Raw genomic sequence first — 13957 nt, 5'->3', positions numbered from 1 at the left:
GAAACTTTTTTTAGGAATTCGTTCTCCCGTTCCACTTCACGTAACCGGATTTCCATCGCCTTGTACTTCGCTGCATCAACCGGGGTGTCCGGTGTTCGGGCGCCGCCAGTCTCGCCTTCACGGTCGAGCCTGATCCAGCGTTTGAGAGCGGTCAGGGAAACGCCAAGCTCAACGGCTACCAGAGCTAATGGCCGGCCAGAGGAACTAGCCAACGCAACAGCATCAGCCTTGAACTCATCAGAATAGGTGGGTCGAGAAGACATGAGAACAATCCTTTCAAAGACTGTCTCAGATCAGTAGTACACCTCAGAACGTTTACCCAACAAACGAATCACGAACGACTCGAATCGGAAACGTGTCGTCGTACGCCAGGTAGCTATATAGATTCTCCGGTCGGATCACCAGCATGCCACGGTCTGTGTGCCTTGCAGGAGCGATGCCACGTGAATACATGTCCGAGGGATCGGCCCCACGCCTGAGGAGCAGCAGGGCCACCTGCCAGTAGTCGCTGCCGTCGCTGCCGAACGCCACACTCATCCCCGCGGCCTGCGCGAGCGCGGAGTTTCCCCCGGGTCGATGAATATGGGGGTTTGCTCCTGCCCGTAGAAGCAGCTCGACGTTGCGCACCTGACCTTTGCTCGCGGCATAGAAGAGGGCTGAGTCCCCATCAGAGTCAACGGCGTTGACGTCTCCGCTCTGCGCAAGCATGACGGAAACTTCGTCGTCTAAGCCGGCCGCAGCGCACTGCATGAGGGGTGTACGTCCATTTCGGAAGTCGAAGAATGTCTGACGCAGCTCGCTGGAGCCGAGGCTTGCTAGCTCCAGGGTTGCCCAGCGCTGCATGCGCGACTCGGTGAAGTGTGGCAGGGGGATTCGCTGTGGCACGGGACCGTGGATGGTCTCCATGTTCCCGTAATTTTCAAGAACACGTTCACTCGGGAATCCGCCCCAGGCACACACAGTCCCGCTTGATGTAAGTGCATAGGCCTCGGCGCTGTTGTTGACGAGCTCGACGACGTCGGTGAGACCGGTCACCGGGACGGGGTGGTCACGGTCGATTGTCGTTCCGTCTCCGATCTGCCCGAAGTTGTTGCATCCCCAGCCGTAGACGCGTCCGTCGCGGTCGAGAGCATGCCAGGTGCCCTCATTGCTAATCGAATTGCTTCCGTGGACGATGGCGACAATGTCTGTCAGATCAGGGACTTGCTTCACTGCTAGGTCTTCGCCCCACCTCCAGACGTGCCCATCGCCATCGATCGCCGTTTCGCCGTCGCCCAAGGATCGGATTTTCGGGAGATCGATCAACTCAGTCGGAATGCTCCGCGCGACCTTGTCTCCGTCAAACGAGTACCCGTAACCCCAGACCAGGACAGCACCCCCCGTCGTCAGAGCAACGACCTGGTCTCGCTGCTCCGAGCACCGGACCTCTCTGACATCGCTCAAGTGCGGAACCAAAGCGGGCACACTGCGATTTGCCTCCGACCCGTCACCCAAACACCCACCGTACTTAGATCCCCAGGACCAGACCTCTCCTCGCGCGCCAATTGCGAAGTGGGTGCTACCTGTCGAAGCCAGCGAGACGATTCCGGCGAGGCCGTTGATGTGCAGCGGCGACTCTTCGTTTCGCCCATCTTCACCGATCTCATCGAAGTAGTCCTCACCCCAGGCGTAAACATCGCCATGCTCGGTGAGTGCGAGCATCCCGCCCCGCGAGCCAGCGATCTGAACGACGTTGCCTGGAATCGCCAGGCGACGCGCAGGGAGGCGCACGGGTTCGTACACGTCGTTCTGCGACTCGCTGACGAGGCCAGTACGCGACTCCCAACTGATAACGTTCCCTTCGACGTCGAGTCCGTAACCCCCTTCGCCCCGAGGGACAGCCTGGGCGAACCTCTTGAGCGCCGTGGAGAATCCGATTACGCGCAGGTGCTTGAAACCCGGGAGCTGCGGGGTCGCGGTGATCGCAGCTCTCAAGGGCAGTTCGGAATCCTTTTGAGACTGCGCCGACGCAGTCTCAACCCGGCGGACGTGGCTGTTGGCAGTAAGCAGCGACCGAGTCCTCGGACCGGCCTGCTCCACTGGGAGATCCCCTAGGCTTCCCGGCTGATCAGTGTCAAACTCTCGCACGTTGCGATTGGCTCCTGCTCTCAGGAGCATCTCAACCAACTCAGGGTTGTCCTCCCGGGCTGCGAAGTGCAACGGCGTTGTGCCGAGAGTCGTCCGCCGGTTCACGTCTGCGCCTGCCTCAATCAAACGAGCTACGCCCGAGTTGTCGCCCCGCGCGGCAAGCATGTGCAGGGTCGTATGAGTGAACCCACTGCCGTTGGGGAACTTAACCATGTTCGGTGCGTCCACGTCGGCGCCGTTCTCAATAAGTGCCTCAGCCACTTCTCGGTGTCCATCGATGAATGCGGTGAGAAGTGGCGTCTCGCAGTGCACGAGGTTGTCGCCATACTCGATCCATGCCATTCCATCGATCGGGGCGCCATTCAACAGCCATTCCACTACCTCTGATCGATGGACCGCAGCGTGCAAGCCCCACTGTTCTCCCGCGGAGGCCGCGGTATCGGTGAACAATGACTGGGATGCGAACGCGCGTTGGCCAGCGACGGCACTGTCGATCGACGAATACTGGCGAAGAATCCAGGCCCGCTCATCGGCGACGTTGGTGTCCGGCTCTTGGTCCGCTTCAGATTCTCCGATCGGAGCCACCGACTTTTGTGCAACCAACGTGTTCGCGGTTCTTGCATCGGCTTCTCGCCAATCAGCCTCGCCTCGTGCCTGATCCTTGCGCTGTTCTTCCTCGCGCTGACGCTGGGCCTTACGCGCTTCCTCACGTAGGCGCTGGTGTTCCGCTTCCCGATGACTCTTGCTCACTCTGGTGGCCACGACTGAAACGATGGTAGTCACCGCAGCCGTGAAGATGAATCGTCCCCCCGCATACCCCATGTCGCCCGTACCCGGGTCTGGAAAGATCTGGTAGCTCAGAATGAGAGCTATGACTAACGAGGCAATACCGGCTAACGCTGCCATTTCTGAGTACTCCCAATAGATCGAAATGATTTGAAGGATCGAGCGCTCAGTCAGATCTGAGCATTGAGGAAATCGTTGCACATCGCCTTCAGCGCGATCCGGTTGGACACGGCGGGTCTACCAAGGGGCAGATCGGGCGCATGACTTCGGAGTCCGCAAAACCACACGCCGCCAATCGGCCTGTGATCAATCACGAGTTGTGTCTTCACGAACGGGTGAGTGTGGTTCGGTCGCTTTGTCGGAGTCCGGTGACAGAAAGACGGTGTCTTCCAGATCGGTGTCTTCCAATTTGGACATCATTTCCTCAGCCGAGTGTCTTCGCGCGAAGGAGTGATGTCAAGCTGAGTCCCTCAACCGAGTGGCTTCGAATATGCCCCTCCCGGCAGCCTGTCCGTCCTCTCCCGATGTCGTCCGGCCCGCCATGACCAGGTCTGGCCCCAACTCAGCCGGCGCGGTGAGCCTCCGGGCAGCGGACGGCGCGGTGACGAGGCTACCGAAGGCATGGCCGTCCAGTCCGGGAGTTATTTCCGGCCGGATGACGACACCGCTGAGCGCATTGGTCGGCGCTTGTCGGCAAAGCCGGCTACTCAGTGGGACTCGAAGGCGTTGTCATCGCCGTAACCTCCGGTTCAGGCAGCCGCTGTCGCCGGGTGACTATCACGCGCTTTCCCGTAGCTGATTTCTGTGGCCGCCGGGCGCTGCAGGGAGTCCATTATGTGGCCCAAAGTCGTAGCCATGAAGCGGTTCCATAATGACCGGCACGTTTGACCCCCGTCGACTTCAAGACGATCATGACTGAAGAGATTGTCGTTGCGGATTGGAGACCAGCCCGCGGCAATTCCTCAAGACGAGTCAGTTCCACCGACAGCAGTCCAATCCATAGGCAGGTCAATCCGCATTGAGCACCCATCCCGGTGACCCGGTTATATCAGCGATAAGTTACCAGGACCGCGTCTCACGCGAAGCACTTGAGCAGTTTCTGCATGTTCGCGGTGAAGGCGACGAGTGGGACTTCAAGAGGTCCCTGGGTGACCTCGCTGACGCGTCCGCGCGTGTAAACCTCGCGAAGGATGTCCTAGCCTTTTGCAACCTGCCCACAGGTGGAACGCTCGTCATTGGCGTTGCCGACGATTACACACGCATGGGGCTGGACGCCCACGAACGCATGGACACGACCGCGATCCGCGCTGCCATTGAAAAGTACATCGACGGCGATTTCACTGTGCTCGCCGCGGAACATCAGCTCCTTCCAGACGAAGGCGTATCTAAGCGATTTGGCATCGTTTATCTGAGACGTCGCTCCAGCCAGCCTGTGCTGGCAGCGCTCGACGGGCATGTCCCCAACCAGAAAAAGCCCCTTTTCCGCTCGGGAGACATTCTCATCCGCAGGGGTGCAGCCAGCATTAGAGCTAACTCAGGGGATGTGCGACGTCTTTTGACAAGCAGTGTCGTTCATGAGGAAAAAGTTCGCTCCGTCAACGAACTGTGGAGGATCGTTGTGGAGCAACGAAGGTTGGTGAGTGGCGTCGAGTTTCTATACGACATACTCGCCGACAGCGAGTACCCAGAAGTTCCAACCCGACCTGAACTCAGTTCGGCTAGAAGTAAAATCAGCCTGGGTGAATACGCCTCCATGGTCGACGATCTGCAACTGCGGGTAAGTCTCCTTAGACCACACCTCCCGACGGAGCTATATCAGCAATACAGATTATTCGCCGTATTTCTAGGCAGGGTCCAGATGAAGGCGATACGGCAACGCGATGCTGGCATCTTTGTATCGTGGACTGATCTGGATGACGGATCCCCCGATCGCGCATTGCACCAAGTGGCTTCACAGCTCCTGTCCCGAAATGAGCTTGATGATTTCTGGACTGGTCAAGTCAGCGACATCGGTACTCTTCGCCCAATACGACCTGCAATTGATGCAACAGAACACGGCTTGCTCAGCATTATTGACAGAGTGTTGAGTGGCCTGGCGTAGCAAGGCCGAAGTAACTCATTCGACCGGCATGATGGCACGAGTAGTAGCCCTGTGGGGCGCGGAGGGCATTGTCCCTAACGGAAGGCCGTGTGTAACACACACGACTGCATACCGTATCGTGGGTGGAATGTCGAACCGATTTCCAAACAAATCCTGCGTTCTTTGTTCTAATGCGTCTGAGGGCGTAGGTGAACACGTGTGGCCGAGCTGGTTGATTAAGGAGTTTCACGGCCAAGGGCCCTTCACTATCGAGAAAGGTGGAATTCCCTACCCAAAGCGCGACGGGTCGCCGGTAACCGCCGAGGCGCTTCAGAGTGTTCATGTTCCCATGTGCGAGGACTGCAACAGTCGGCTCAGCCGCTCCATAGAGATACCGGCCACGAATGTAGTTCGACAGATTATGCCCACTACTGACACGCACACCTGGCCAAGAATCACCGCAACGGAAGCAGAGGCTCTGGCGCGGTGGTTCCTGAAGGTCGGGCTTCTGCTTACTCACCCTGAGGCGATACACGATTCTCCTCATGTGCAGAGAGACCCGGCTTTTCCACGCAAGGCTCAGGATGAGCCAGCGTGGTTGGAATGGATGAGTACAGAGATGGTCCCGCCCGAAGGGTTCTCAGTCTTCCTAACGCGGCAGAAAGTGACGGGCGTGCAGCCTTGGGACGGGGAGAGACTTCTGCTGGAACTGCCGAATGTGAACGTAGGGGCGAAGAGTCTTAACTACCAGACGTGGGGCGCAGGCATTCGGGGCATCGAGGCAACTATCGTGTGGCATCCCCACTGGCCTATCCTGCATCCGTTAGTCGAGGAAGGCCGGGCGGCGAAGTTGTGGCCCGATCCGTCGCCTGTGGATCTCGCTTTGCTGCCAGAGGTAAACCCAGGCGAGTTCGCGTTCTTGCTGACGGGCAGCTCAGTACATTTCACCGATGATGAGCACCTTCGTCGAGTCGCGCAGACACCACTCCAAGTCGGCTTGGACATAACGGAACACATTCTGAATTCCTGACTGGTAGCCTGCCGCTTCGGGTTCCGGGGCAAGGAAGGGAACGGGCTTGTCTGAAGCCCTCTGAGCCATGACGGAACAGCATCGGCAGTCTAAATCCCCCAATCCTCATCCGCCAAAGGGGCTCTGTTGAGTTCATCGCGGCGAACTCGCCAGTCAGGCAAGAACTGGTCCATCAGGTCGTTGAAGCGTTGGTTGTGGGAACGTTCGTGCAGGTGCGTCAGTTCGTGAACCATGATGTACTCGAGACTCCGAGGGTTCTTCTTGGCGAGCTCGGGGTTGATCCAGATAGTACGAGAGTGGGCAATGCAAGTGCCCCACTTGGTCTTCATGCGACGCACGACAATCTTGTCGACCTCGACACCGACAATCGGCTCCCACTTAGCGAGGAGGGCAGGCAGCGCAGCCTTCAGTTCGCGGCGGTACCAGCGGTCAAGCGTTCCTCGCTTAGCGTCGCCGTCCGCTTCGGGAGGCGTAACGACCCAGAGTGTCTGCCCCTTAGTCTCGACGTGGTAATTGCCAGAAGTTCGTGACGCATCAAGTCGGTATCGCTGGCCCCAGACGTAATGGGTCTCGCCGGACTGCATTTCTCGCTTCGTCTGGCGGTCAGCCTTTTGTAACTGATCGCGCTGCCGCTTGATCCACGGCAGACGTTGCACGATGGCCAGGCGGATGGTGTCCTCGTCAGTGGTCTCCGGAGCGGCTACCCGAACTCGCCCCATGGGCGGGTAGACCGAGATGTGTAGGTTCTTGATGTCCTTATAGATGACATCGATCCCGAGGCCGGCGACAGTGAGGTAGGCGTTAGCGATACTCATCGTGTCCCTTCAACAGGTTGATGAGGGCTTCCAGTCGTTCTGGCTCGAAGCCGCCCGGCAGTTCACCGCGGAGCGCTCGCGCCAGGGCACGCTCCTTCATCGGGTTACCAGCCCAGCCGTGCTCCTTGTTGTTCTGGATTACATCGCTGATGTATTCAACGTCAACGACGATGTCACTCGGCCAGGTGAAGTCGACCAGCGCACGACGAGCCGGAGTCGAGGCCCAGCCCGGGTAGGTGGCGTCGGACTCTTTCTTGCCGACCTGCGCCGTGAAGGAGAGCAGGTCGTTTAGGTAGTCAGCGTATGCCTCAGCCTCTTCACGTCGACGTTCGATGATGGCGTCGAGTAGGGCAGACATGCGGTCGTAGTACTTCGGGTTCAGCGCCCGCTCGTCGACGATGGTCTTGCGGACGTTGTTGATGATCGTCTCGGCGACCGCTTCCTGGTTCTTGCGGATGCCCTCCGGCAAGCTGTCGATGGCACCGGCTCCGCGTTCGACGATCAGCTCGACCAGGCCCTGATCCAGGGTGGCTACCGTCTCGGACGGCTCGGCCAGGATGTAGGTATCCAGCAGTGAACGCATGCCCGCCTCGAACTGCTTCATGTCGATATTCTCACCAGCACCACGCTCGACTTCGTTGCGGACAGCCACGTAGTGCGCGACCTCGTTCTTGATAGCCGCAGCCTCGGCGGTGCTGTATCCAGCCGCCGCCATATCGTTGGCGAGGGTACCGTAGGCGCGCACGAGTGATGCGACCGACTTGTACAACTCGACACGCTTCGGCTCATTGACCTTGATCTGCTCGGCGTCACCCGGCTCAGACGAGACGAAGTAATGCTGGTACTCCAGCGTGCCCTTCGGCGGTGCTACCGGCTCACACAGCGCCCGAACCTTCTCAAGGACTTCGTCCAGATCCTGGCGGTCCTGCTCGGTGCGATCCTTGAGCAGTCCCTCGATGTCTTCCTTCGCATAACCGTCCAGAGCGCCGGAAGTGTAGTCCGAGACCGCCTGGTCCAGCGATTTGAACAGGTCTCGGTAGTCGATGACGTAGCCGTACGTCTTATCGTCGCCGTCCAGGCGGTTGACGCGACAGATGGCCTGAAATAGACCGTGATCCCGCATCTTCTTGTCGATATAGAGGTAGGTGGCGCTCGGGGCATCGAAGCCGGTCAGGAGCTTGTCGACCACGATCAGCAGTCGCATCTGCCCCGGCTCTTCGATGAAGCGACGCTTGACATCTTTCTCGAACTCCTCGATGCGCAGCACCGCCTGATCTGCAGACGCGTGAAAGTAGTCCGCCAACATCTGGCGGTAGATGTCGTACTTGAGCAGCTCCTCGTTGTCGCCCTCACCAGCGTCTTCCTTGGAGATAGCGCTGGCGGTCGGGACGTAGCTCGATATGATGGCGACCTTGTCCTTGAAGCCGGCCTGCACGAACATCTCGTAGAACTTGCACGCCTGGTAGACGCTCTCGCTCACCAGCATGGCATTGCCCCGGCCTGAAATCAGGCGAGGCTCGCGCTCGAAGTCCATCAGCACGTCTTGCACGATCATGGCGGCGCGAGACCGCGCCGAAACGACCTTCTGCATGGTGCCCCACCTCTTCTTGAGGCGCGCCTTGGACAAGTCAGTCAGCCCCTGAGTCTTACGGTCGAACCACTCATCGACACGACTCGAACCGACCAACCGCTGGTCGATGCCTCGAGCCGTGTACCGCAGGTCGAGCACGACGCCGTCGCGGACAGCCTCGTCGAACTTGTAGGTATGGATGAACGAGCCGAAGGTCTCGATGCTGGTCATCTTGTCGGCCTTCAGCAGCGGCGTACCGGTGAAGCCGATAAACATCGCGTCCGGCAGCAGGCCAGTCATCGCCTTGTGTAGCTTGCCGCTCTGGGTGCGGTGAGCTTCGTCAACGAACACGAACAGGTTGCCCTTAGCCTTGAAATCAGCCGGGACGCGGGACCCCAGCTCTGCGATGAACTCATCGCTGTCCCCCTCGTCCGAGTCGCTGGTCGGCTCAGTACTGCGGAACTTGTGCACCAGGGAGCAGAGCAGCCACGGCTGGCTCTGGCCCAACTTACCGACCAGATCAGCACCCGAGGTCGTGCGGGTGATCGACTCGTTAACTCCGCCGAAGACCTTCTCGATCTGCTCATCCAGCTCGGTACGATCGGTGATGATCAGCACACGGGCATCCGTCTGGTTCTCACGAATCCACTTTGCCAGCCACACCATCGTCAGGCTCTTGCCCGAGCCCTGGGAGTGCCAGATGATGCCGCCCTTACGCGGGCCGACGCGGTCCTGGGCCGCCTTGACGCCAAAAAACTGATTGTGCCGGGCTGTCTTCTTGACCCCCGAGTCGAAAACGATGAAGTCGTGGATGATTTCCAAGAAACGATCCTTGGAGCACATCTGAAGCAGGGAACGATCGAGCGGGTTCGGCTCCGTGCCCGGCTCCTTCCACTTGAGCCAGTACTTCTCCGCCGTATCGATCACGCCATAGCGCAGACCCTCGACATCATTACCGGCGAAGAGCAGCTGGACCGTCGTGAAGAACGGCCGCACGAAGTGCTGCTTCTGGTTGCCGATGTTCTGACGGATGCCCTCGCTGACGCTGACCCACGAACGCTTCAGCTCTACGACGCCCAGCGCGATGCCGTTGACGTAGAGCACGATGTCCGGCCGCTTGGTGTGCTCGCCCTTGATGGTGACTTCCTCGGCCACCATGAAGTGGTTGGCCTGCGGGTTCGACCAGTCAATCGGCCAGATCGTTTCGGTTGTCTCGCCGACGTCACGCTTGACCTTGACGCCATAGCGAAGCAGCTCGTAGAACTTGCGGTTCGAGTCGTAGAGCTTCCGGCCGTCCGCCAGCGATGCGGCAGTCAGCAGCTGCAAGACAGCCCGCTTGATGACCTCCATGTCATAACCGCGAGATATAAGGCTCTGGATCAGCCGAGCCTCGTCGATGTTGTGGTTGTCGAAGTCCTCACGATTGCCGCCGTACTCGTAGCCGAGCCGATCACGGAACAGTTCAACGACGCGACTCTGCGTCTTGCGTTCGATCTGACCAACTGTGCTCATGCTGCAACCTTCGCGAGCAGGCGGGTGCGGCCGGTCAGCAACTCCTGCATCATGCCCTGCTTTACAGCACGAGCAGACTCAAGGCGGCGTTCGAGGGCCGAGATCTCAGCATCGGCGTTCTCCAGTACGGATGCGATCGCTTTCTGCTCTTCGAAGGATGGAACAGAAACCTCCAGTTTGCTGAACTCCGCAATCCATCGACGTTTGTGGTCTGCGATGGGGAAGTCGATGAGCTGCATACGCTCATACGCAAACCGAAGATTGGCTCCCGACTTTGCACTGAGCATCTTCATCGCGGAGGACTTCGCCTTGAACGGGAACGTTACGTACTTGGATGCCGTCGTGAAGTCGTCAAAGATGACTACAGGCAAGGAGTCGTAGACGCCATGAGACTCGTTTGTGTGTCCGAGCACAAAGGTCTTGCCTGCCGTCAATACAGGCACTCCACCTGCCTCGATGTACTCAGCGCTCGATACGAGATAGCGACCAGGCTGCTCATACGCGAGCAAGTCCCCAAGCCTGCGACCCCGCCATTCTCCGGTGAACCCGGGCAGACGAGTGCGGCCGGTCAGCAGCTCCTGCATCATGCCCTGCTTGACGTCTCGCTTCTTGGCGATGAGGCGCTGGAGGGCGTCGATCAGGCAGTCCGCATCCGCCAGCACCGTTGCAATGCGTTGCTGCTCATCTTCAGGAATCGATGGAATCGGCAACGTCAGAAACTTGTCCCGCGGAAGGTGAGCAATGCTTGTCTGTGTTACGTAATCGGCGAACCCGCCGGATTTCGCCCGAAGCTCCAGGATGGCGAGCAGGACTCTTGCATTGTATTCGCGACGCGGGCGCAATCGATGGAGAGCCTTCTGGTAGTAGCACTCCACGTCATATTCCCAGATGGCAGCTCGACCAACCTCACCGCCCTCGCACACGAGCAAGTCGCCCTTGCGTAGCCGAAATCGCAGGACGTCTTGTCTTGTGAGTGGAACGTAGCTCGCCGAGCTGAGGTCGATGTACCCCCATTGGACGGCACGATTCCCGATGTACAGTTTCGGATCACCCGAGTTGCGAGCGAAGTCCAGCATCTTCCCTAACTGAACTTCGAACTCAGCAGCGATAGTGGTCTCGCTCCAGATCATGAGACCCCCATTGCCGCCAGATGCTCGACGACCTTGGCGCTCAGCGCCTCGATCTCGGCATCGAGCTCGTCCAGGGTCGCCTCGTAGCGGCCAGCCAGCACATGCAGCCGAGCGGTGAATCGCTGGACGGCGGCCACGAGTTCGCTCTCGATGCCGGCCTCGATGGTGGCACCCCATTTGTCGTCAATGACCAGCACCTTGATTTCGTCCGCTGTGAGCTTGCCGTACCGAGCCAATGCGTGCTCCTCGAGCCTAGACGTGGCTTCCTTGACCGCTTTCTTGGCGGCGGTTTCCGTAGCGAACAGGCCAGCGACGTGGGTCAGTACCTTGATCTCGTCAGGGTCGGTACCCTCGGCCTTGGCGACGCGCAGCCGGTTCCTGACCGTGGTTGCGGTGATCTTGTCGTCCTCGACTGCTTCCCAGAGCAAACCCTCCTCAACGGCGTGCTCTTCGGTATACTCCTCAATCGCCTGGGCAGCCGCCTCAAGGTCAGCGGCCAGCTGATCAAGCTTGGCCTGTTCGTCGGCGAAGTACCGTCCGATGATGTGGCTGGGCGGGATAAGGTCCATAACCCATCGCTTGGCGTTTGCTCCAGTGCCGAACGTCAGGTGAGCGTCCTCGTACTTCGTCTTGTTGTTCTTGTCTTTCCAAGTGCGGGCAGTACGAGGCTTAGCCGCGGCGTCCCAGCCCTCACCGACGATCAGAGCGACGTCGTCGTGCATCGAGGCGTTCCAGTAGCTCATCAGCTGCTCATAGACGGCGTACTCGTCGAGCAGCCGGTGCGAGCGGTAGCTCTCGAGCAGTGACTCACCAAGCTCCGATGCTAGATCATTCGGACGGGTGGAAGGGTCGATGCCTTCCAGGGCGGCACTGTTGTCCTGCCACCACGACTTGACCAGGTCGCTCGTGCTCGAGCTGATAATCGGGTATTGGCTGAAGCCGAGGACGGTCGACTCGATGTCGGCCTTGCCTGCGATCAACTCGGAATATCCTTCACGCAACGGCTTGAAGAGTTTCTCGCGGAGGCCGGGGAAGGCGTCCCAGTAGAGCTGCAGGTCGTCGAGGTCGCGGTTCGGGATGCCAGCCTGCAAGTGAGCACGCAGATCCTGGATGTCATCCGGCCCTGATGAATCGATGTAGCGAGGGATGTTGAGGTTGTAGTCGTTCTTCGGGCCACCGATCTCGCTCAGCGGCACCATGCGGGAGAAGCGTTCGATGTCCGCCTGACGCACGTACGCGTCGACGATCTTGTGCATGTCACGCGGACGCAGGCGGTTCTTCGGGCCGTCCTTCTCGAGGCCCTTAGAGGCGTCGATCATGAAGATGCCGGTACGGCTCGCCGCGTCCTTTTTGTCGAGCACGATGATGCAGGCCGGGATGCCGGTGCCGTAGAAGAGGTTCGCAGGCAGGCCGATGATGGCCTTGATGTAGCGATGCTTGATCAGTTCCTTGCGGATCTTGGCCTCGCTGTTGCCGCGGAACAGCACTCCGTGCGGCAGGATGACCGCCCCGCGTCCGGTCGACTTCAGAGATTTAACCATGTGCAGCAAGAAGGCGTAGTCGCCGTTCTTGTCCGGCGGCGTCGCGAACCCGTCGAAGCGGCCATAGTCCTTCTCGAAGCCGTTCTTCCACGTCTTGACCGAGAACGGCGGGTTGGCGACCAGGTAGTCAAAGGTAGTCAGCTTGTCGCCCTCACGGAACTTCGGATCGGCCAGGGTGTTGCCCTGAACGATCTCGTGGGTCTCGTTGCCGTGCAGGATCATGTTCATGCGGGCCAGAGCCCAGGTCGCGTTGTCGTTCTCCTGCCCGTAGATGGTCAGGCCGTTCGGAGCTGCGTCGGCCACCTTAATCAACAGCGAACCCGAGCCGCAGGTCGGGTCGTAGACGGTCGTCGACTTCGGCGTGCCGGTCGGGATCTGGAGCAGCTGAGCCATCACCCGAGAGACCTCGGCAGGCGTGTAGAACTGGCCCTTGCTCTTGCCGGACTGGGTAGCGAAGTGACGCATCAGGTACTCATAGGCGTCGCCGAGCAGGTCGTCGCCCTCAGCACGCGAACCGGTGAAGTCGATGTCCTGGAAGATGCCGATCAGGTTCGACACACGGTCCTGAAGGTCTTTCCCCGAACCAAGCTTGGTCGGGTCGTCGAAGTCTGCGTTGTTAATGACGCCCTGAAGACTGTTCGCCTTGGCCAGATTGCTGACGGCGACGTTGACCTTCTCCCCTACATCCGGCTTGCCCTTAAGCGTGATGAGGTAGTCAAAGGAACCGTCCGCGGGAACCTCAATCAGGGCGTAGGGGTCACCTTTGGCCTTGTCCGAGACGTATTTCACGAAGAGCAGGGTCAGCACGTAGTCCTTGTACTGGCTTGCGTCCATCGAGCCGCGAAGCTCGTCAGCACTGTTCCAGAGTGAGTTGTACAGGTCCGACTTCTTGAGGGCCACCCTTACGCCACGCCACTTATGTCGGGGCTGCCAAACCGGGATGAAGTCCAACGACTCATAGTGGTGTTCTCCTCCGCGCTGAAGCGCGACTTAGTTCTGTATATCTGGGTTTCCACGCTATCGGCGGCCTCCGGTATTGCTGTCGTGGCTCGCCGTAGCGGCGGTGACGACTCAATCGAGAGGCGGACCGTTGGACGCGCTGGCGTCTCTGCTGATTGTCCCATGTTCGGGGGTTACTATCTCTGCGCACGTCAGCCGCCATGGGATTCATGGCGTCGCTCATGATCGGTCCTCCCCGCCGGACACCGCCCGGGTCAGGCCAACCTGGATCCACCACCATTCACCAGTCCCGCAACGTGAAACCACCCGCCCACACAACCCCGTATGTTCAATGGCAGCCGGGAGGACCGGGTGCCGGACCTGAAACAGCCCAGCCCGACGCTGGGTATCGACCCGGGTGCCTCGC

Annotated in this window: 7 protein-coding genes; 1 reads left to right on the top strand and 6 read right to left on the bottom strand. The window is 59.5% G+C overall.

Annotated elements, in window-relative coordinates; genetic code table 11:
* Both ACQR35_RS03680 and ACQR35_RS03675 read right to left on the bottom strand, forming a co-directional pair.
* On the bottom strand, nucleotides 1-263 hold a 263-nt coding region (locus ACQR35_RS03680; protein WP_430269233.1), incomplete at its 3' end, for a transposase.
* 52 nt (nucleotides 264-315) lie between these two features.
* Nucleotides 316-3033, bottom strand: coding sequence for an ankyrin repeat domain-containing protein (locus ACQR35_RS03675; RefSeq protein ID WP_430269232.1), 2718 nt, complete (start codon nucleotides 3031-3033; stop codon nucleotides 316-318).
* Between the two features lie 898 nt (nucleotides 3034-3931).
* Between ACQR35_RS03675 and ACQR35_RS03670 the strand changes: the two genes are divergently transcribed.
* Entirely contained in the window at nucleotides 3932-5014 is a 1083-nt protein-coding gene (locus ACQR35_RS03670; RefSeq protein ID WP_430269231.1) for an AlbA family DNA-binding domain-containing protein, read from the top strand.
* 1098 nt (nucleotides 5015-6112) lie between these two features.
* Here the strand turns inward: ACQR35_RS03670 and ACQR35_RS03665 are convergent.
* The 4 genes from ACQR35_RS03665 to ACQR35_RS03650 are packed head-to-tail and all read right to left on the bottom strand — an operon-like array spanning nucleotide 6113 to nucleotide 13491.
* The gene (locus ACQR35_RS03665; protein WP_430269230.1) at nucleotides 6113-6838 is read right to left on the bottom strand and encodes a M48 family metallopeptidase; all 726 of its coding nucleotides are present in this window, start codon (nucleotides 6836-6838) and stop codon (nucleotides 6113-6115) included.
* The gene (locus ACQR35_RS03660) at nucleotides 6825-9920 is read right to left on the bottom strand and encodes a type I restriction endonuclease subunit R (RefSeq protein WP_430269229.1); all 3096 of its coding nucleotides are present in this window, start codon (nucleotides 9918-9920) and stop codon (nucleotides 6825-6827) included. The genes ACQR35_RS03665 and ACQR35_RS03660 overlap by 14 nt, the downstream gene beginning before the upstream one ends.
* Nucleotides 9917-11050 carry a restriction endonuclease subunit S gene (locus ACQR35_RS03655; protein ID WP_430269228.1) on the bottom strand — a complete coding sequence of 378 codons (1134 nt, stop codon included), beginning with the start codon at nucleotides 11048-11050 and terminating at the stop codon, nucleotides 9917-9919. The genes ACQR35_RS03660 and ACQR35_RS03655 overlap by 4 nt, the downstream gene beginning before the upstream one ends.
* A complete protein-coding gene (locus ACQR35_RS03650) occupies nucleotides 11047-13491 on the bottom strand; it encodes an N-6 DNA methylase (RefSeq protein WP_430269227.1) in 2445 nt (814 codons plus the stop codon). The genes ACQR35_RS03655 and ACQR35_RS03650 overlap by 4 nt, the downstream gene beginning before the upstream one ends.
* Nucleotides 13492-13957 lie beyond the last annotated feature (466 nt).

It is taken from the genome of Pseudarthrobacter sp. J1738 (genome assembly GCF_050490315.1).
In the GTDB taxonomy this organism is placed as follows: domain Bacteria; phylum Actinomycetota; class Actinomycetes; order Actinomycetales; family Micrococcaceae; genus JBNPEO01.
Note: the sequence above shows the minus strand (reverse complement) of the source record. Positions and strands in the feature narration are given on the sequence as shown.